Source organism: Mesorhizobium sp. 113-3-9 (assembly GCF_016756515.1).
GTDB lineage: Bacteria > Pseudomonadota > Alphaproteobacteria > Rhizobiales > Rhizobiaceae > Mesorhizobium.
Genome location: NZ_AP023246.1, coordinates 580,982 through 599,660, shown reverse-complemented (window position 1 = coordinate 599,660; position 18,679 = coordinate 580,982). Strand labels below are relative to the sequence as shown.

Annotated in this window: 17 protein-coding genes; 15 read left to right on the top strand and 2 right to left on the bottom strand. The window is 64.3% G+C overall.

Annotated elements, in window-relative coordinates:
- Window positions 1-22 precede the first annotated feature (22 nt).
- The 9 genes from MesoLj_RS02750 (at window position 23) to MesoLj_RS02710 (ending at window position 9,186) form a co-directional block, all read left to right on the top strand.
- Window positions 23-1,075, top strand: a complete 1,053-nt coding sequence (locus MesoLj_RS02750; RefSeq protein ID WP_202325001.1) for an isopenicillin N synthase family dioxygenase — start codon at window positions 23-25, stop codon at window positions 1,073-1,075.
- A gap of 28 nt (window positions 1,076-1,103) precedes the next feature.
- Window positions 1,104-2,429, top strand: a complete 1,326-nt coding sequence (locus MesoLj_RS02745; protein ID WP_202325000.1) for an O-acetylhomoserine aminocarboxypropyltransferase/cysteine synthase family protein — start codon at window positions 1,104-1,106, stop codon at window positions 2,427-2,429.
- 43 nt (window positions 2,430-2,472) lie between these two features.
- On the top strand, window positions 2,473-3,501 hold the full coding sequence (locus tag MesoLj_RS02740; protein WP_202324999.1) for an ABC transporter substrate-binding protein: 1,029 nt from the start codon (window positions 2,473-2,475) through the stop codon (window positions 3,499-3,501).
- Between the two features lie 13 nt (window positions 3,502-3,514).
- A complete protein-coding gene (locus MesoLj_RS02735) occupies window positions 3,515-4,516 on the top strand; it encodes an ABC transporter permease (protein WP_202324998.1) in 1,002 nt (333 codons plus the stop codon).
- Window positions 4,510-5,301 (top strand): ABC transporter ATP-binding protein, encoded by a 792-nt coding sequence (locus tag MesoLj_RS02730; RefSeq protein WP_202324997.1) that lies wholly within the window; start codon window positions 4,510-4,512, stop codon window positions 5,299-5,301. Before MesoLj_RS02735 ends, MesoLj_RS02730 begins: the two co-directional genes overlap by 7 nt.
- Window positions 5,298-5,621 carry a hypothetical protein gene (locus MesoLj_RS02725; RefSeq protein ID WP_202324996.1) on the top strand — a complete coding sequence of 108 codons (324 nt, stop codon included), beginning with the start codon at window positions 5,298-5,300 and terminating at the stop codon, window positions 5,619-5,621. The genes MesoLj_RS02730 and MesoLj_RS02725 overlap by 4 nt, the downstream gene beginning before the upstream one ends.
- Window positions 5,622-5,923: 302 nt before the next feature.
- The gene (locus MesoLj_RS02720; RefSeq protein ID WP_446720321.1) at window positions 5,924-6,901 is read left to right on the top strand and encodes an amino acid ABC transporter substrate-binding protein; all 978 of its coding nucleotides are present in this window, start codon (window positions 5,924-5,926) and stop codon (window positions 6,899-6,901) included.
- A 36-nt stretch (window positions 6,902-6,937) separates the two neighbouring features.
- Window positions 6,938-8,107, top strand: coding sequence for an amino acid ABC transporter permease (locus MesoLj_RS02715; RefSeq protein ID WP_446720320.1), 1,170 nt, complete (start codon window positions 6,938-6,940; stop codon window positions 8,105-8,107).
- Window positions 8,104-9,186 carry an amino acid ABC transporter permease gene (locus tag MesoLj_RS02710; RefSeq protein WP_202324994.1) on the top strand — a complete coding sequence of 361 codons (1,083 nt, stop codon included), beginning with the start codon at window positions 8,104-8,106 and terminating at the stop codon, window positions 9,184-9,186. Before MesoLj_RS02715 ends, MesoLj_RS02710 begins: the two co-directional genes overlap by 4 nt.
- A 15-nt stretch (window positions 9,187-9,201) precedes the next feature.
- On the opposite strand, the gene MesoLj_RS02705 is transcribed toward MesoLj_RS02710, so the two are convergent.
- The gene (locus MesoLj_RS02705; protein ID WP_202324993.1) at window positions 9,202-10,305 is read right to left on the bottom strand and encodes a LacI family DNA-binding transcriptional regulator; all 1,104 of its coding nucleotides are present in this window, start codon (window positions 10,303-10,305) and stop codon (window positions 9,202-9,204) included.
- Window positions 10,306-10,912: 607 nt separating this feature from the next.
- On the opposite strand from MesoLj_RS02705, the gene MesoLj_RS02700 reads away from it, so the two are divergent.
- The 6 genes from MesoLj_RS02700 (at window position 10,913) to MesoLj_RS02675 (ending at window position 17,257) form a co-directional block, all read left to right on the top strand.
- A complete protein-coding gene (locus MesoLj_RS02700) occupies window positions 10,913-11,875 on the top strand; it encodes a sugar-binding protein (protein ID WP_140770502.1) in 963 nt (320 codons plus the stop codon).
- Window positions 11,876-11,991: 116 nt separating this feature from the next.
- Window positions 11,992-13,530, top strand: a complete 1,539-nt coding sequence (locus tag MesoLj_RS02695; protein WP_202327145.1) for a sugar ABC transporter ATP-binding protein — start codon at window positions 11,992-11,994, stop codon at window positions 13,528-13,530.
- Between the two features lie 98 nt (window positions 13,531-13,628).
- Window positions 13,629-14,624, top strand: coding sequence for an ABC transporter permease (locus MesoLj_RS02690; protein ID WP_140770499.1), 996 nt, complete (start codon window positions 13,629-13,631; stop codon window positions 14,622-14,624).
- A gap of 84 nt (window positions 14,625-14,708) precedes the next feature.
- Complete coding sequence (locus tag MesoLj_RS02685) at window positions 14,709-15,488, top strand: SDR family NAD(P)-dependent oxidoreductase (RefSeq protein ID WP_140770497.1); 780 nt, start codon at window positions 14,709-14,711, stop codon at window positions 15,486-15,488.
- Window positions 15,485-16,096 carry an SDR family oxidoreductase gene (locus tag MesoLj_RS02680; RefSeq protein ID WP_244735279.1) on the top strand — a complete coding sequence of 204 codons (612 nt, stop codon included), beginning with the start codon at window positions 15,485-15,487 and terminating at the stop codon, window positions 16,094-16,096. Before MesoLj_RS02685 ends, MesoLj_RS02680 begins: the two co-directional genes overlap by 4 nt.
- 129 nt (window positions 16,097-16,225) lie before the next feature.
- On the top strand, window positions 16,226-17,257 hold the full coding sequence (locus MesoLj_RS02675) for a LacI family DNA-binding transcriptional regulator (protein WP_244735278.1): 1,032 nt from the start codon (window positions 16,226-16,228) through the stop codon (window positions 17,255-17,257).
- Between the two features lie 235 nt (window positions 17,258-17,492).
- Here MesoLj_RS02675 and MesoLj_RS02670 read toward each other — a convergent pair whose 3' ends face one another.
- Entirely contained in the window at window positions 17,493-18,674 is a 1,182-nt protein-coding gene (locus tag MesoLj_RS02670; protein ID WP_202324991.1) for a mandelate racemase/muconate lactonizing enzyme family protein, read from the bottom strand.
- Window positions 18,675-18,679 lie beyond the last annotated feature (5 nt).

The window sequence follows — 18,679 nt, the reverse complement described above, 5'->3', positions numbered from 1 at the left end:
ATCACCAAATGAGAGGGTCGAAATGAGCAGTACTGCCGACGAGAGAACTATCCCGGTGCTGGATTTTTCTCGATACGAAGCCGACCCGGCTTCCCGCAAGGAATTCATCGAGGGGTTGCGGCGCGCGGCACGCGATGTCGGCTTCTTCTATCTGACTGGACATGGCATCGCGCAATCGCTGATCGACGATGTACTTGGTGCGTCCAGGCGTTTCTTTGCCTTGCCGGACGAAGACAAGCTCCAGATCGAAATGGTGAACTCGCCGCATTTCCGCGGCTACAACCGCGTCGGCCAGGAACTGACCAAGGGCCAGAGGGACTGGCGCGAACAGGTCGACATCGGCTCGGAAGCGCCGGCGCTGGAGCGCGATGGCAACCTGCCGGCCTGGACGCGCCTGCAGGGGCCGAACCAATGGCCAAGCGCCTTGCCGGAGCTCAAGCCGCTGCTGATCGAGTGGCAGGACCGCCTCACCGACCTCTCGACGCGCCTGCTGAAGGCATTCGCCATTGTCCTGGAGCAGGACGAGAACGCGTTCGAAACCATCTACGCCGGCACGCCGAACCACCTCATCAAGATCATCCGCTATCCCGGCCGGGACTCGACCGAAAGCGAGCAGGGCGTCGGCGCCCACAAGGACAGCGGCTTCCTGACGCTTCTGCTGCAGGAGAAGCAGAAAGGCCTCCAAGTCGAAGCCGCCGACGGCGGCTGGATCGACGCCGAGCCGCGCGCCGGCACCTTTGTCGTCAACATCGGCGAGTTGCTGGAAATGGCGACGGATGGCTATCTGAAAGCCACCGTGCACCGGGTCGTGACGCCGCCGGCTGGCACCGACCGGCTGTCGGTCGCCTTCTTCCTTGGTGCTCCCTTCGATGCCGAGATCCCGCTGCTTGACCTGGCGCCGCACCTCAAGGCGCAGGCGAGCGGCGTTACCCGTGACCCCCAGAATCCGCTCTACCGCAACTCCGGGCAGAACGCGCTGAAAAGCCGGCTGCGCTCGCATCCAGATGTGGCGCGCCGCCACCATGCCGATCTCATTGCCACCCAGGCTCGCGCCGAAGTCGCGCCCTTTGCCTGACGGCGCCAACAACACAGGAGGAACGCCCATGACGCTCGAAAATCTCTCTCCCGAGACCCTCGCCCTCCACGGCGGTTCGTGGCGCGCCGATCCCACCAACGGTGCGGTCGCGGTGCCCATCTACCAGACCACGTCCTATCAGTTCCAGGACACCAGCCATGCCGACCGGCTGTTCGCGCTCGACGAGATCGGCCACATCTACACGCGGGTCTCGAACCCGACGCAGGACGCTTTGGAGACCCGCATCGCGGCGCTGGAAGGCGGCGCTGCGGCCCTGCTGCTCTCCTCCGGCCAGGCGGCCTCGGTCTATTCGGTGCTGAACCTTGCCGGCGCGGGTGACAACATCGTCTCGGCCACCGATCTCTATGGCGGCACCTGGGCGCTGTTTGCGGCCACGCTGAAGCATCTGGGCGTCGAGGTCCGCTTCGTCGATCCATCCGATCCCGAAAACTTCCGCCGCGCCACCGACGGACGCACCCGCGCCTACTATGCGGAATCGTTGCCCAACCCGAAGCTGCAGGTCTTCCCGATCAAGGAAGTGGCCGACATCGGCCGCTCGCTCGGCGTACCGCTGATCGTCGACAACACCGCGGCACCCCTCAGCATCCGGCCATTCGATCATGGCGCCGCGGTCGTCGTCTATTCGGCGACGAAATACATTGGCGGCCATGGCACCTCGATCGGCGGCATCGTCATCGATGGCGGCAACTTCCCCTGGGAAGACCATGCCGAGCGCTTCCCGACTCTGAACCAGCCCGATCCGAGCTATCACGGCAAGGTCTGGGTCGAGGCGGCCAAGCCGCTCGGTCCGGTGGCCTATGTGCTGCGCATCCGCACCGTTCTCCTGCGCGACGTCGGCGCCGCGATCAGCCCGTTTAATGCCTTCCAGCTATTGCAGGGCCTGGAGACGCTGCCGCTGCGCATCCGCCAGCACAATGAGAACGCCATAAAGGTGGCCGAATATCTGCGCGGACATCCGAAAGTCGGCAATGTCATCTTCCCGCGCTACCAGACAGGCGAGAGCAAGCGGCGCGCCGATGCCTATTTCCGGCAAGGCAGCTACGGCGCGTTGGTCGGCTTCGAACTGAAGGACGGCCGCGAGGCGGGACGCTCCTTCATCAACGGATTGAAGCTGCTCTACCACGTCGCCAACATCGGCGACGCGCGCTCCCTGGCCATCCATCCGTCGACCACCACCCACTCGCAGCTGTCGCCGGAAGAGCAGCTCGCGACCGGCGTGACCCCCGGCTACGTCAGGCTCTCCATCGGCATCGAACATCCCGACGACATCATCCGCGACCTCGAACAGGCGCTCGACCAGGTCGCCGGCGATCGCGAGTTGAAGGCTGCCTAGGAATTTTGCCGGCTTCACATTCATCCGATCACAGGAGGGGACTATGACCACAGACAGGAAAACCACATCAAGGATTTCGCGGCGCGGCGTGCTGCGCGCCGCTGGCGCGCTTGGCGTCGGCGCCGCCGCTGTCGGCTTGCTCGCCAGGCCGACGAGCTACGCCATCGCCGGCAATCCAACCAAGGTGCGGCTGTCATGGACCGAATTCGCGGCCTGTCATTCGCCGATCGCGTTTGCTCTGTCGAAGGGCATCTACGCCAAGCATGATCTCGATATCGATCTTTACTACCAGGGCGCCAGTGGCCAGACGCTGATCCAGTCGATCGCCACCAACAAGACCGATGCCGGCGCTGGCCTGCTCTATGACTGGGTCAAGCCGCTGGAGCAGGGGCTGGACGTCAAGCTCTTCGTCGGCTCGCATGGTGGCTGCACCAGGCTGCTGGCATCGAAGGCTTCGGGCGTCACCACGCTCGAAGGCCTGAAGGGCAAGACCATCGTCTCCTATGACGTTGCCAGCCCGCCGAAGCATTCCTTCCAGGTCGCGCTCGCCAAGGCCGGCCTCGACCCCAACAACGACGTCAACTGGACCAACGTGCCGTTCGACCTCGTCGGCGAGACGGTGGGCAAGGGCCAGGCCGACGCGCTGGCGCATCTCGATCCATGGGCCTATGCCCACAAGAAGAAGTTCGATCTGGTGGAGGTCGCCAACACGCAAACCGGAGCCTTCGAGGGCGCGGTCTGTTGCGTGCTCGGTGTCAATTCGGCCTTCCTCGATGCCAACAAGGATGCCATCCGGCGGCTGGCCGAGGCCGATATCGAGATCCACGAATACGCCGCGGCGCATCCGGACGAGGTCGCCAAGTGGTTCGTCGACAATCTCAACCCCGGTTTCCCCTTCGAGGATATCCGCGACGAGATTGCCTCCTGGGTGCTGCACAACCACCCGGTCGGCAAGGACCTGCAGGGTCAGGTCAAGAATGCCGCCGCTGATCTGGCGCTGATAAAGGTGCTCGATCCAACCACCGATCCGGCGGAACTCGCCCAGCGGGTGACGGTCGACATCCTCGCCTGACGGAACCCGGGTGATGAGTGCAGCGGTCGACAAGGACGCAACCGGCAAAAGCGTTCTGTCTGCTTTTGCCGGTCCCGTCTGGAAACATGGGCTCTACGCGGCCGCGGCCTGGCTGCTCGCCGCCATTGTGACGGTGGCATTCCCCGATGTCGTGCCGTGGGGCAGCCGCGACGTCTTTGTAGGGCTGCTGGCCGCGGGGGCGGTCGTGCTGGCCGGCCTCGCCTTCGGCGTCGAAAAGCTCGGCGGCTTGGGTCGCGGCCTGATCCATTATGGCCCCTGGCTGATCGCGCTCGGCCTATGGTTCGCGGCCTGGGAACTGATCACGGCCAAGCTCGGCTGGCTGCCGAAGCCGTTCTTCTCGCCGCCGCATGGTCTGCTGCATGTCTATATCGTCGACTGGCAGCGCATCCTCATCTGCATCGCCTATACCGCACGGCTGTGGATGATCGGCTTCTTCAGCGGCATCGTCCTCGGTTTCATCGGCGGCGTGGCGCTCGGCTGGTCGAAGCGCTTTGCCTACTGGGGCATGCCCATCCTGAAGCTGATCGGTCCGGTGCCGGCAAGCGCCTGGATCCCGGCGACGTTCTTCCTGTTCCCGACGACGTTCCAGGCCAGCCTGTTCCTGGTCGCCCTTGCATCCGGAATACCGGTCGCGATCCTGACCGCCTCCGGTGTCAACTCGGTCAGCCGTTCCTTCTACGACGTGGCGCGCACGCTGGGCGCCAGCACCCGCTATCTCGTGCTGCGCGTGGCGATACCCGCCGCTTTGCCGCATGTCTTTGTCGGCCTGTTCATGGGGCTCTATTATTCGTTCGCCGTTCTGGTGGTGGCCGAGATGCTCGGCGCCAAATACGGCCTGGGCTGGTACCTGCAGTTCCAGACCGCCTATTCGGCCTATGCCAATGTCTATGCCATGCTGATCATCATGGCGTTGCTCTGCTCGGGCCTGGTCAAGCTGCTGTTCGTCGTCCGCGACCGGCTGCTCGGCTGGCAGAAGGGGGTGGTGCAATGGTAGCCGCCGCAGGACTTCGCACCGCATCCGAAAACGCCGCCGGTCTCGCCGTCGATTTTCGGGGCGTCTCGCATCAATACGATCTCGACGGGCAGCCCTTGCCGGTGCTGCGGCAGATCGACCTGGCCGTGGCGCCGGGTGAATTCGTGGCGCTTCTGGGCCCATCCGGCTGCGGCAAGTCGACCTTGCTGCGGCTGGCGGCGGGGCTGGAAAGGCCGACAAGCGGCGACGTGCTGGCGGACGCGACAATCGTCGCCCGGCCGGATCCGTCGCGCGTGCTCGTGTTCCAGGATCCGACCTTGTTTCCGTGGCGGACTGTCCGCGACAATGTCGCCATCGGGCCAGAAGCGCGCGGCGTGCTGGCCGGCAGCCAGAAGCGGATCGACGACGCGCTTCGCCTGGTCAAGCTGGACGCCTTCGCATCGGCCTTTCCGCATCAACTGTCCGGTGGCATGGCGCAACGCGCTGCACTGGCGCGTGCCCTGGTCAACGACCCGCGCCTGCTGCTGCTCGACGAGCCGTTGGGACGGCTGGATTCGCTCACCCGGCTGACCATGCAGGAAGAGCTTTTGTCGCTCTGGCGCGAGGCCGGCTACACGGTCATCCTCGTCACCCACGATGTCGAGGAGGCGTTGCTGCTCTGCGAGCGCGTCATTGTGCTGACCGAGCGCCCGGCGCGCATCAAGGCGGAAGTCGTGGTCGACCTGCCCTATCCGCGGCGGCGCGACGATCCGCGTATCGTCGCGCAGCGCCAGCACATCCTCGAGATACTCGGGTTCTCCGCATGAGCGAGAATGCTTCGGTCCGGAAACTGTTTCCGCTGCGCTGGCTGGAGGCGGCGGGGATTGCGCTGACGCTCGTCGCCCTTGTCTGGTGGGCGATCGTCTATGCGCAGGTCATGTCGAACACCGGCTTTCCGGTCGAACGCACGCTGCCATGCCTGCTGCAGACGTCGGACCGCTGCTCGCTCGCCATGTCGCTGTGCAAGAGCTGGCACTTCCTCGGCATCAAACGCTACTCGCCGGAACTGCTGTGGGCCGGAGCAATCGTCTCCAGCCTCGCGCTTCTGCTGGGCAGTTTCATGCAAAATCCGGGACAGGGAAAATAAGCAGTTCGAAGCCGGGACTCCGTGCCGCTCGAAGCGCGTCTTTCCCGCGATGATCTGTTCGCAAGCACCCGGTTCGCATTCGCCGCCAATGTCTATTTTCGAAGCAAACTGCTTTCCCGGCGGGCAAAAAATTGGATTGCCGTTCCTTAGTCTACAAAAATTTTAGAGTTAACTTCGAGCCAGTCGAACAGGGCGGGGGACGTTCCGCCAGCGGCTGATGGCAACAAATCGCAGGAGTGACGTACATGACGACAACAACGCGGTCCGGTGCCCGTTGGAGGACGGCACTGGCAACGACGCTCATGGTGGCGGTGGGACTGTTCTCGACATCCACCTACGCTGGCCCGACCCTCGACAAGATCAAGGCGCGGGGCTCCATCAAGGTCGGCGTCGGCACGACACCCGGCTTCTTCTCGCCGGACAGCAACGGCCGTTGGCAGGGGTTCTTCGCCGACTACGGCCGCGCCCTGGCGATCACCGTCTTTGGCGATCCGGAGAAGGTGGAGTTCACCAACTCTTCGCCGCAGCAGCGCCTGCCGGCGCTTCAGTCCGGCGAATTCGACATCCTGCTGTCGGGCGTGACGGTGACGATCACGCGCGCTTTCCAGCTCGGCTTCCATTTCGGCCCGACCGTCTTCTATGACGGGCAAGGCATACTGGTGCGCAAGGACCTTGGCGTGACCAAGGCCGCCGATCTCGACGGCGCCACGATAGGCGTCCAGAGCGGCACGACCGGCGAGTTGAACATCGCCGATTTCTTCCGCAAGACCGGCAAGAAGTTCACGCCGGTGACGATCGAGGACACCAGCGAGTTCATCAACGCGCTGGAGTCGGGCCGTGTCGACGCCATCACGCAGGACTCGTCCGACCTCGTCGGCAAGCGCACGCAGCTGAAGAAACCTGACGACTACATCATCCTGCCCGAGCGTCTGTCGAAGGAGCCGCTCGCGCCGGCGATCGCCAGCGGCGACGACCGCTGGCTGGAAATCGTCAACTGGACGGTCAACGCCACCATCCAGGCCGAGGAATGGGGCATCACCAGCAAGAACATCGACGACTTCCTCAAGTCGCCGGATCCGGCCATCCAGCGCTTCCTCGGCGTCGATCCGTCACTCGCGCAAGCGATCGGCCTCGATCCGAAATGGGCCTACAACATCATCAAGACCGTCGGCAATTACGGCGAAATCTACGACCGCAATCTGAAGCCGCTCGGCTGGGAGCGTGGTTACAACAGCCTGTGGACCAACGGTGGCCTGCTCTACTCGCCGCCGTTCCGCTAAGACCTTCGCCAACCAATGTCCTTGATTGACGAAACCATGCCGGGTCCTGGCGGACCCGGCATTTTGCGCAGGATATCCCTGTGGTGGGGCAGCTATCCGCTGACGCAGGTCGCCGTCATCACCGCGGTCGTCGCGCTGTTCTGGCTGCTTGGCCACAACGCCGCCGAGACGATGGCGCGCATCGGCATCACGCCGGGCTTCGACTTCCTCAGCCGGCCGGCGAGTTTCGAGATCGGCGAGGCGCCGATTGCCTTCAAGGCTGGCGATCCCTATGCGCGCGCTATCCTGGCCGGGCTTTTGAACACGATCAAAGCGGCGGCGCTTGGCTGCGTGCTGGCCACGATCCTCGGCGTCGCCCTCGGCGTTGCCGGTCTCTCCGGCAATCTTCTGCTGGCGGGGCTGGTGCGCTGGTATGTCGAGATCGTCCGCAACACGCCGCTTCTGCTGCAGTTGTTCTTCTGGATTTCGCTGGCGAAATCCTTTCCCTCGCCACGGCAGGCGCTTTCGGCGTTCGGCAGCTTCTTCCTCACCAACCGCGGCGTCTTCGTGCCGGCGCTCGGTTTCCACGATGTGTCGGCACCGACGTTCTGGCTGCTCGGCGGCCTCGCGGCTGCCTATCTGATCTTCGTTCTATGGGCATGGCGCGGCGGCAGGCTGTCCGCCAGGCGGTTGGGCCTTGCAACGGCGCTGTTGTTGGGCACCGTTGTGCTTGCCTTCCCGCTGACCGGCGCCGGCGCGGCCTGGGAGATACCGGCGCTGGCCGGCTTCAACATCCGCGGCGGCCACAATCTGACACCCGAATTCGCCGCACTGCTGACCGGCCTAGTGGTGAAATTCTCGGCCGCCATCGCCGAGATCGTGCGGGCCGGCATCCAGTCCGTCGATCGCGGCCAGTGGGAGGCCTCGAGGGCGCTTGGCCTGCACAACGGCCAGATTATGCGCCTTGTCGTGTTGCCGCAGGCCTTGCGCGTCATCACGCCGCTGACCACGTCCAGCTACCTCGACCTGACCAAGGATTCCAGCCTTGCCGTCGCCATCGGCTACCCTGATCTGGTCAGCATCATCAACACCACCGCCAACACGACCGGACAGTCGCTGGAAGCGCTGACCCTGCTGATCGCCATCTATCTGGCGATCAACCTCTCCGTCTCGGCGGCCATGAACCTCTACAACAAGCGTGTCGCGCTCAGGGGAGCAAGGATATGAGCCTCTCCGACGCTCTTGACCTGAGAACATGGCGATCGTCGGCGACGCTGCGGACATTGAAGGTCGGGCTTTTCGGCACGCCGCTGAATTCGCTGATCACCGTGGTCACGGTCGCACTGCTGGCCTGGATCATACCGCCGCTGTTGCGCTGGGGCATATTTGACGCGACATGGACGGGAACATCGGCCGACTGCGCGGCGGCGTCTGGCGCCTGCTGGGCGTTCGTCGGGGCAAAATTCCGCTTCATCCTGTTCGCCTTCTACCCGCCGGCGCTGCAATGGCGCCCGCTGATCGTCATGGTGCTGCTGCTGGGGCTGCTGGTCGTCACCGCGCAGCCGCGCTTCTGGCGCAAGGGATTGCTCGCCGCCTGGTTCGTCGTGATTGCCGCCAGCTGGATGCTGATGTCCGGCTCTCTGGTTCCACCCGCTGTCCCATCGAACCAGTGGGGCGGATTGGCGGTGACGCTGTTCGTGTGGTCGGTCTGTTTCGGCCTGGCGACGCCGCTCGCCATCCTGCTGGCGCTGACCAGGCGTTCCGGCATGGGCGGCCTGCGCATGCTGGCGATCGTCTTCATCGAAGTGATGCGCGGCACGCCGATGGTGGCCATCCTCTACGTGGCGATGCTCATCCTGCCGATGGCCATTCCCAATGGGCAACTGATCGACAAGAACGTGCGCGCCATGATCATGATCACGCTGTTCTGGTCGGCCTATATCGCCGAAGTCATTCGCGGCGGCCTGCAGGCGATCCCGCCAGGCCAGTACGAAGCGGCGACCGCGCTTGGCCTCGGCTACTGGCGAACGATGCAACTCGTGGTGCTGCCGCAGGCGCTGCGCCTGGTCATTCCCGGCATGGTCAACCTGGCGATCGGCTTCCTGCTGGCAACATCACTGCTCGCCGTCATCGGCATCTTCGATTTGCTCAACGCCGCGCGCGCCTCGGCCACCGACCCGCAATGGCTGGGCTATTACGACGAGGCGTATCTGTTCGCCGCGCTGATCTACTTCGTGCTGTGCTTCGGCGGCTCACGCTACAGCCTGTGGCTGGAGAGATATCTGCGCCGGTCGCAGCGCCACTGAGCCGGTTGCCTGGCGTTAACTACCCGCGACGGCCCGTACGCTCTCCCGTTCCACCAGCGGACACTCCAGCTTGGTGATGGGATAGCGCCCCTGCCCGGGCGGCAAGGGTGCCTCGAGCTGTTCGATCGCCCATTGGCCCATCGCCATGTGCGGCAGGATCGAGGTGGTCAGCGGCGGAAAGAGGTGCCGGGCGATTTCCTCGTCGTCATAACCGACCACGGAGATATCCTGGGGGATGTGCAGGCCGGCTTCCTTGAGTGCCTCGTAGCAGCCGATCGCGGTGCGGTCGTTTTGGCAGAAGATGGCGGTTGGACGCTCCTTCAGCGCCAAGAGCTTCACCGTCGCGGCATAACCGGCGCTTGCCGACCAGTCGCCCTCGACCACCAATTCCGGGTCGAACGGGATGTCGGCGGTGGCGAGCGCGCGGCGGTAGCCCTTCAGCCGGTCCTGTGCGGCCTGCATCCATGGCTCACCGGTGATGGTGGCGATGCGGCGGTGGCCATGGGTGATCAAATGCCGGGTCGAACTCTGGCCGCCGGCGATTTCGGAAGGCACCACGGCGGGGAAGGCATAGTCCGACGTGTAGCAATTGAGCAGGATCACCGGGATGTCGAGGCTGTAGAGGAAGTCGGGCGCCGTTATCTCGCGGGTGAAGATGGTCATGTAGATCAGCGCCGAAATGCCCCGTCTGGTCAGCGCCTGTATGGCGCGCGGCTCCATCACGGCGTCGCCCATGGTCTGCGCCACCAAGAGCACGTTGCCGGCATTCCACGAGGCCTGGCGCGCGCCCTCGATGGCGACCACCGCCTCCGGGCTGGTGGCGAGCTGGTCGACGGCAAAGCCGATCACCCCGTCAAGCCCATCGAAGGCGGCAACAGGCTTGCGCAGCGCCGAGAAAGCGGGAGCGCTGTAGCCCAGCGCCCGGGCGGCCTCGATCACCCGCTCGCGGGTCTGCTGCGACAGCCTGATGCCGGGTGAATTGTTGAGCACGAAGGAAACGGTCGCCTGCGAACAGCCGGCGGCCCTGGCGATGTCGGTCATGGTGACCCGCCCCTTGGGCTTTGCCGGCGCCTTGCGGCGTCTCGCCGTCTCGCTGGCCGGATCCGTCGTCTCGCTCATTGATTGGTGTCCCCGATCCCCAGTCCTGTCTAGCGGCAGCCTGCCGGGTCGACAAGATGGCGCTGCGGTGCCGATTTATAGAAATCGTCGCGCTGTTTATATCTATTAGTAGCTTCGTGGTCCATCGGTCATCAGGTTCCGGTTATCCGAGAAAAGCAAGGGTTGCAAGGCTCGCGCCGCCATGTTGCCCAGGCATCGGTCCGCGGCGCGTCGTCTGCGATGTCGCCTCGGCGCGTGCGAATGTTGAGCCGAAACTAATAGTGTTTACTAATACAAAAATGCGCTGTAACGTCAATCCGTCGCGTCCGGCCCCGTTGGGTTCTGGCGCGGCGGGAAAGCGTGCGTGACTGGCCCGATGGCGAGCGGATATTGCCTCTGCAAGCTCTGTCTCGGACATGTGATATGTCAGACAAATCGGACTATTTACGAATGATGGATGAGTCTCTAAAGTCCGTGGCCGTGGCTGGAACGACGCCATTCTTTCAGTGCCGGGAACCCCTGAGGAGGAGGGGCGTCCGAGCCGCAAACGGCAAATCCAGGTGAGCAAGGCAATTCTAGTGAGCAAGACCGGTCAGCCGGATGGCTGGACCAAAACGGGAGGTTGAACATGAAATCCTTGATACGCAATGCATCCGTGGCCGCCGCGGCCCTGGTTGTCGGCCTGACGGCGACAGCCATCGCGCGCGCCGACGACAAGCCGACGCTGGCCTTCGTCGTCAACGGCGCTTCCGATTTCTGGAAAGCGGCCGAAGCCGGCGTCAAGAAGGCGCAAGGCGAACTGCCCGACTACACGCTTGAGCTCAAATATCCCGAGCAGTCCTCGGTCGCCATCCAGCAGCGCCTGATGGACGATCTGGTGACGGCCGGCGTCAAGGGCATCATGGTTTCGGCGGTTGACCCCAAGACCTCGACCGATGGCTTGAACAAGATCGCCTCGCAAACAGCGCTGTTCACCACCGACAGCGACGCTCCGCAGACCAAGCGTGTCGCCTATATCGGCTCGTCCAACGTCGACGCCGGCAAGCAGGCCGCCGATATCGCCAAGAAGGCGATGCCCAATGGCGGCAAGTGCCTCGGCTTCGTCGGCCTGCTCGGTGCAGACAATGCCAAGGAGCGCATCCAGGGCTTCAAGGACGGGCTGGCCGGCACCAAGATCACGCTTGACGACGTGCGTGGCGACGATATCGACCAGGCCCGCGCCAAGAAGAATGTCGAGGACGCGCTGGTTGCCAGCCCCGACGTCACCTGCATGGTCGGCTTCTATTCCTACAACACGCCGCGCATCTATGAGGCGCTGCGCGACGCCGGCAAGCTCGGCCAGATCACGGTCGTCGGTTTCGATGACGATCCGATCACGCTGGGCGGCGTCAAGGAAGGCACCATTGCCGCCACCGTCGTGCAGCAGCCTTTCGAATGGGCCTATCAGGGCATGAAGCTGATGGCGGCCTATCTCAAGGGCGACAAGTCGGGCATCCCGGCCAATGCGCTGATCATCATCCCGACCAAGATCATCGGCAAGGATGATGTCGACGCCTATGCCGCCAATCTCAAGGCGATGGCTGGAAACTAAGGCCAGGAAGCAGTTCGGCCGGCTCAACTTCGCTTGAGCCGGCTGTCCGCATTGACGAACCCGGCCGGGATCGTCAGTCTGCTGAGAGGTCGGCCCGCCAATCGCTGTCAGGCATGATGAATTATTCCGACACATCCATCGCGGCAATCACACCGTTCCTCAGTCTCGAGAACGTGCGCAAGACCTATCCGGGCGTCGTCGCGCTCGATGGCTTCTCGATGGAGGTCAGGCCGGGCGAGGTTATCGGCCTCGTCGGCGAGAACGGCGCCGGCAAGTCGACCCTGATGAAGATCCTCGGCGGCGTCACCACGCCGGACACCGGCACCATCACGGTCGATGGCACCGCCCACAAGGGGCTCAGCGTCGAAGGCAGCCTTGGCTCGGGCATCGCCTTCGTCCACCAGGAACTCAACCTGTTCGAAAACCTCGATGTCGCCGCCAACATCTTCTTTGGCCGCGAACCGCTACGCGCCGGACCGCTCAAGCTTGTCGACCGCTCCAAGCTGCGGGAAATGGTGGCGCCGCTGCTGAAGCGCGTCGGCGCCAATTTTTCCGCCGACACGCAGGTCGCCGACCTGTCGCTTGCGCAACAGCAGATGGTCGAGATCGCCAAGGCGCTCTCGATCAAGGCAAGGCTGGTCATCCTCGACGAGCCGACATCGAGCCTGCCGATAGCCGAAACCGACAAATTGCTCGACGTCATCAAGGCGCTGAAGGCCGATGGCATCAGCGTCATCTTCATCTCGCACCGCCTGCACGAGGTCGAGCGCGTCGCCGACCGCGTCGTCGTGCTGCGCGACGGCATGCTGGCCGGCACGCTGGGCAAGCGCGACATCAACCACGACCAGATGGTCAAGCTGATGATCGGGCGCATGCTGAAGGAGCGCGAGAAAGCCTCCGAGGCCGCGCGTGCCCCCGGCGCCGTCGCCCTTGCTGCCAAGGCCGTCCGCACGCCCACCTATCCCGGCCGCCCGGTCGACCTCGATGTCAGGCGCGGCGAGATCCTCGGCCTTGCCGGCCTGGTCGGCTCCGGCCGCACCGAGCTGGCACGCGTGTTCTTCGGCATTGACGGCAGCCTTGGCGGCACGCTGGAGCTCGACGGAAAGCCGCTTGTGCTCGGCTCCGCGGCCGACGCCGTCGCGCACGGCATCTTCCTGGTGCCGGAAGACCGCAAGCTGACCGGCATCCTGCTCGACCTGTCGATCGCGCAGAACATCTCGCTGCCCAATCTGCCGGCGCATGCCAGGCGCTCGCTGGTGTCGGCCAGTGCGGAGAACGCTACCGCCGAGAAGCAGAAGAAGGATCTCGGCATCAAGGCGCCGTCGGTGCAGACACGCACCGGCACGCTGTCGGGCGGCAACCAGCAGAAGGTCGTGCTCGGCAAGTGGCTGGCCATGAACCCGAAGGTGATGATCCTCGATGAGCCGACGCGCGGCATCGACATCGGCGCGAAGGCGGAAATCTACGGGCTGATGCGAGCGCTCGCCGACGCCGGCGTCGCCGTGCTGATGATCTCCAGCGACATGGAGGAGGTGATCGGCGTGTCCGACCGCATCGCCGTCATGCATGAGGGCCAGATCTCGGGCATTCTCGACAAGGACCGGTTCAGCCAGGAAAACGTGCTGCTGCTGGCTGTGGGCAAGCCGGCAAACTAATGCTGTCGCGCAGAAGTGACCTCGGGTTCGCGACAACGACATGCATAGACCAAGGAGCCGGAGCGCACGACGCGCTTTGGCCGTAAGCGGAGACGACGATGAGCAAGAAAGATCTCGGCCTGCTGATCCTGATCCTGGTGGTCGGGGCGATCGTCGCCATCATCAATCCGCGCTTCCTGTTGCCGATCAACCTTGCCAACACCTCGAACCTGATCGGCCTGTTCGGTATCCTCTCGATCGGCCAGGCCTTCGTCATCATCACCGGCGGCATCGAACTGTCGGTCGGCTCGCTGGTCGCGCTGCTGGGCACGCTGTTCATCGACTTCATCGCCGTGCGCGGCATGGGATGGCCTGTTGCCTTCGTGCTCATCCTCGTGCTTGGCGCGATCATCGGACTGGCGCATGGCTGGCTGATCACGCGGCTGAAATTGCAACCCTTTGTCGTGACGCTGTGCGGCCTGCTGATCTATCGCGGCGTCGCGCGCTTCTACACCGCCGACGGCACGGCCGGCTTCGCCTTCGGCCAGAATTTTCCTGACCTCGAATTTCTCACCGCCGGCCGCTCCTGGGGCGTGCCGAACTCCTTCTTCGCCCTGATTATCATCGCCATCGTCATGTGGGTGGTGCTGCACCGCTCGGTGTTCGGCCGCTATCTCTATGCCATCGGCAAGAACGAGGAGGCGGCGAAATATTCAGGCATCCGCACCGGCCGGATCGTCATGGCCGCCTATGTCATCTGTGGCGTGCTGACCGCCTTGTCGGCGATCTACTTCGCCATGTACACGCGCTCGATTTCACCCGCCAGCCATGGCCAGTTCTACGAACTCTACGCCATTGCCGCGGCTGTGCTTGGCGGTTTCTCGTTGCGCGGCGGCGAAGGCTCGCTGATCGGCGTCGTGCTGGGCACCGTGCTGCTGCAGGAGCTGCAGAACCTTGTCAATCTGCTCGGCATCCCGTCTTCCCTCAACTTCGCGGTGATGGGCGGGGTCATCCTCATCGGCGTGCTGGTCGACCAGCAATGGGGCGTGTTCCGCGCCCGGCGGCTGATGGTGGATGCCGCTCGCAAGAATGTCGCTGGTGCGCCGGCGGAATAAGCACTTGCCATGACTCAACTGCTTGTCCACACCCTGCGAATATTATAATAGCATAACCCGATATTGCTCGGGGGTGGACGGGACATGCGCTGCGATTTGCGAGGCAAGGTAGCGCTGGTCACCGGGGCCGCGGGGGCCATCGGCAGTTCCATCGCCGGACGCCTGTCCGACAATGGCGCCGCCGTCGTCGTCGCCGACATCAACGGCGAAGGCGCAAGCCAGGTCGCGGCCGGTCTGAGCAACGCCATGGCCTGCGCCACCGACATCCGTGATGCCGCCTCGGTCGACAGTGCGATCGCCGCGATCATGCAGCGCTACGGCCGCCTCGACATCCTCATCAACAATGCCGGCGTCAACACGCTGGCGCACCGCGTCACCCTGGACGAATTCCCGCCCGAGGAATGGGACCGCATCACTGGCATCGACCTTGACGGCCTCTATATCATGAGCCGGGCGGCACTCGCGCCCATGCTCGCCGCCGGCAACGGCGGGCGCATCGTCAATATCGCCTCGGTCGTCGGCCTTGCCGCCATGCGCCTGCAGAGCCCGTTCGTCGCCGCCAAGGCCGGCATCATCCATCTGACACGTTCTATGGCGATCGAACTTGGTGCCAGGGGCATCCTGACCAACGCCATCGCCCCGGGGTCGGTGATGACGGCGCTGACGGCCAAGCTGTTTTACGGCGACGACGGCAAGTTCGCCGGCCGCACGCAGGAATTCCTCGCCCATGTCCCGCTCGGTCGTCCGGCTGAACCGCAAGAGATCGCCGAGGCGGTGCTGTTCCTGGCCTCGCCTGCCGCCAGCTACGTCAACGGCCAGGTCCTGGCCGTCGATGGCGGCTGGACGGCGGGATACATGATGTGAGTGGCGCGATGGAAATCGATCTCGCCGGCGCGACGATAGCGCTGGAAGGCCCAGGCAATCCGCTCGTCGAAGCGGCAATTGCCGCCTTGCGTGCCAATGGCGGCCGCATTGTCGAAGGGGTGTGGGCACGGCCCGCTGGCATGCTGCCCCCCGACATCCTTCTTGTTTCATGCCCGCTGCGTCCGGGAACGACGGCCGAAGATCCCCCCACCTTGTATGCCGATGCCCGCAAGGCGGCCGTGGCCATGACCGAGCACGGCCGCGGGCGCATTGTCTTCCTGATCTCGGCCACCGCCTGCATGCCGATGCGTCGCCATCCGCGCTTCTCCATGGAGAATGCCTCGATCCTGGCCGGCATGCGTACGCTGGCCATGGAATTCGGGCCGAAGGTGCTGGTCAATGCCGTCGGCTTCGGCGCGGTCGAGGGTGAAACCATGGTCTCGGGCGACAAGGCGATGCTCAGCCACACACCGGTCGGCCGCGCCGGCCGCATCGAGGAAGCGGTCGCGGCCGTGTTGTTCTTCTGCGATCCGCTCAACACCTACACGACGGGCCAGATGCTGGGCGTCGACGGTGGGTGGACGGCTGGCTATGGGCGCAATTTCTGAACCGTCGATGCTTGCCATCCCCGCCGGACCCGCGGCTGGAAACCGTCCACCACACCCGCTATGAAAGGCGCTTACGGTGTGATCCATAGGACATTGCCTTGGTGGGTCGCTCTCTTTTGGAGCATGGTGATGGTCGACAAGCCGCCGGCGGGCGAGAAGAAGCCGCAACGCCTTGGCGTCCGCGAGATCGCCAAGCGTGTCGGCGTCGCGCCGATGACGGTGTCGCGCGCGTTGTCCAATCCCGACATGGTGTCGCCGGAGACGCGCATCAGAGTGCTCGAAGCGATCGAGCAGGCCGGCTTCGTGCCCAACCGGCTGGCCTCAAGCATGCGCGGCAATGGCCGCATGATCGGCACGGTGGTGCCGCCGCTGATCAATTCGGGCATCGCCGAACAGGTGCAAGGCATGTCCGACGAATGCCATGAGAGCGGCTATTCGATGCTTCTGGTGCAGGGTGAATTCACGCAGGAGGCGGAGGAAAAATCGATCCGCAATCTGCTCGGCTGGCGACCGGTCGGCATGATCCTGCAGAGCTTCGTGCAAAGCGAGGCGGCACGGGCGCTTCTGAAGAGCAGCGGCGCACCGGTGGTCGAAATATCCGAGATCAAGGGCCGCAAGCCGATAGACATGGTGGTCGGCGTCTCCAACTTCGAGACCGCCTATGCCATGACCATGCATCTGGCGGCCAAGGGCTACAAGCGCATCGGCTTCGTCTCGACGCCGATCCATGGCAATGATCGTTTGCAGCAGCGCCGCACCGGCTATCACGCCGCACTCACCGAACTGGGTTTCAAGAACCATGGCGACATGGAGGTCGAAGTGCCGATCACCGCGCAGGGCGGTGCCGAGGCGCTGGTGACGCTGACCTCCAGGCACAAGGATATCGATGCCATCTTCTTTTCCAGCGACACGCTGGCCGTCGGCGCCGTCCAGGAATGCCACCGCCGCCGCTGGGCGGTGCCGGGCAGGATCGCGATCGCCGGCTATGGCGACATGGATCTGGCCGCGCAGCTTTATCCGCCGCTGACCACGGTGAAGGTCAACCGCTACGAGATGGGCCGCCGCGCGGTGCGGCAATTGCTGGCGAGGCTCGGCGGCGACACCAAGGTGCCGACCATCACCAGCCTTGGCTTCGAGATCGTCGACCGCGAGAGTGCTTGAGGTTCTCTCCTTGGCGACCGAGGCCCCAGCTTCGTCATCCTAGGGCGGAGCAGCCGCACAGCGGCGTCGCGGAGACCTAGGATCCATGCCGCGACCTTCCTGACGGGTGCAGCGGAGCAGAATTCTGGACCGCTGTGACGCTCGGGAGTCCCGGCATGGATTCTAGGGTCTGCGCCGCGTCGCTTCGCTCCTTGCTCCGCCCTAGAATGACGAATGGACGGAGGGCTTTGCCAACCTAACGGCCACGCTTGCCCGCCTCTTCACGCCGCCCGAGGCGCTTTTCCCAGCCTTCCGCATGGACGTTGAGATAGGCGTTGGGATCGTAGGGGTGATCCTTGATCGCCTCGATGTTGAGATCGATGCCGAGCCCCGGCGCGTCCGGCAGCGACAGATGGCCATTGTCCGGTTTGACGGTCGGATGCCAGGTCACGAGGTCGCGCGTCCACGGGTCGTTGAAGGCGTCGAAATACTCCTGGATGAGGAAGTTCGGCACCGCCGCCGCCAGCTGCAGGCACACCGCCGTCGCCACCGGTCCGCCGCTCTGGTGCGGCGCGATGTGGCTGCCATGCGCGAGCGCCAGATTGGCCACCTGCATGGACGGCGCGATGCCGCCGAGCGACATCGGTTCGGGTTGGAAGATATTGACGCCGCCGCCGGCGGCCAGCGTGTAGAACTGCCCGACCGTGTCGTACATCTCGCCGGTCGCAACCGGGATCGGCGAGCGATGCGCCACTTCGTGCACGGTCTCCTGCCGGTCGCGCGAGGTCGGCTCCTCCCACCAGTAGATGTCGAGGTCAGCGAACTTCTGTGCCGCCTGCAGCGCCGCGATCTCGGTGAAGCGGGCATGCACGTCGATCAGTATCAGCGTGTCCTTCGGTAGCTTGTCACGCAAGGTTCGGCAGATCGCGTAGGAGAGATCCAGTTCCTCACGCGAGATAAAGCCCTGCGCGGTGCCGAACGGGTCGAGCTTGAACGCTTTGAAGCCCTTGGCCAGAACCGCCTTGGCGGCTTCCAGAAAGGCCTCCGGCGTGCGCTCGGTGCGGTACCAGCCATTGGCGTAGCCGAGCACGCTGTCGCGCACCTGGCCGCCGAGCAACTGGTGGATCGGCACGCCGAGGCTCTTGCCCAGAATGTCCCAGCAGGCGACCTCGACCGCCGCGATCACCGTGCGGTGGATATGGCCGCCGTCTAGCGAGACGCTATCCAGCATGCGCTTGGCCAGCGCGTTGATGCGGCGCGGATCCTGGCCGATGGCGAGGTGCTTGAGTTCGTGCACACCGGCTTCGGTGGTCTTGATGAAGCCGTTCAACGTGCCTTCGCCGATGCCATGGATGCCCTTGTCCGTGTGCACCTTGACGAAGAGCCAGTTCTTCCAGCCGGCGCCGACGGCAAAGGTCTCGATGTCGGTGATCTTCATGCGGC

What these genes read in the sequence shown, in the direction of transcription:
- MesoLj_RS02750 (WP_202325001.1), top strand. Translation starts at nt 23, where the DNA reads ATGAGCAGTACTGCCGACGAGAGAACTATCCCGGTGCTGGATTTTTCT.
- MesoLj_RS02745 (WP_202325000.1), top strand. Translation starts at nt 1,104, where the DNA reads ATGACGCTCGAAAATCTCTCTCCCGAGACCCTCGCCCTCCACGGCGGT.
- MesoLj_RS02740 (WP_202324999.1), top strand. Translation starts at nt 2,473, where the DNA reads ATGACCACAGACAGGAAAACCACATCAAGGATTTCGCGGCGCGGCGTG.
- MesoLj_RS02735 (WP_202324998.1), top strand. Translation starts at nt 3,515, where the DNA reads ATGAGTGCAGCGGTCGACAAGGACGCAACCGGCAAAAGCGTTCTGTCT.
- MesoLj_RS02730 (WP_202324997.1), top strand. Translation starts at nt 4,510, where the DNA reads ATGGTAGCCGCCGCAGGACTTCGCACCGCATCCGAAAACGCCGCCGGT.
- MesoLj_RS02725 (WP_202324996.1), top strand. Translation starts at nt 5,298, where the DNA reads ATGAGCGAGAATGCTTCGGTCCGGAAACTGTTTCCGCTGCGCTGGCTG.
- MesoLj_RS02720 (WP_446720321.1), top strand. Translation starts at nt 5,924, where the DNA reads ATGGTGGCGGTGGGACTGTTCTCGACATCCACCTACGCTGGCCCGACC.
- MesoLj_RS02715 (WP_446720320.1), top strand. Translation starts at nt 6,938, where the DNA reads ATGCCGGGTCCTGGCGGACCCGGCATTTTGCGCAGGATATCCCTGTGG.
- MesoLj_RS02710 (WP_202324994.1), top strand. Translation starts at nt 8,104, where the DNA reads ATGAGCCTCTCCGACGCTCTTGACCTGAGAACATGGCGATCGTCGGCG.
- MesoLj_RS02705 (WP_202324993.1), bottom strand. Translation starts at nt 10,305, where the DNA reads ATGAGCGAGACGACGGATCCGGCCAGCGAGACGGCGAGACGCCGCAAG.
- MesoLj_RS02700 (WP_140770502.1), top strand. Translation starts at nt 10,913, where the DNA reads ATGAAATCCTTGATACGCAATGCATCCGTGGCCGCCGCGGCCCTGGTT.
- MesoLj_RS02695 (WP_202327145.1), top strand. Translation starts at nt 11,992, where the DNA reads ATGAATTATTCCGACACATCCATCGCGGCAATCACACCGTTCCTCAGT.
- MesoLj_RS02690 (WP_140770499.1), top strand. Translation starts at nt 13,629, where the DNA reads ATGAGCAAGAAAGATCTCGGCCTGCTGATCCTGATCCTGGTGGTCGGG.
- MesoLj_RS02685 (WP_140770497.1), top strand. Translation starts at nt 14,709, where the DNA reads ATGCGCTGCGATTTGCGAGGCAAGGTAGCGCTGGTCACCGGGGCCGCG.
- MesoLj_RS02675 (WP_244735278.1), top strand. Translation starts at nt 16,226, where the DNA reads ATGGTCGACAAGCCGCCGGCGGGCGAGAAGAAGCCGCAACGCCTTGGC.
- MesoLj_RS02670 (WP_202324991.1), bottom strand. Translation starts at nt 18,674, where the DNA reads ATGAAGATCACCGACATCGAGACCTTTGCCGTCGGCGCCGGCTGGAAG.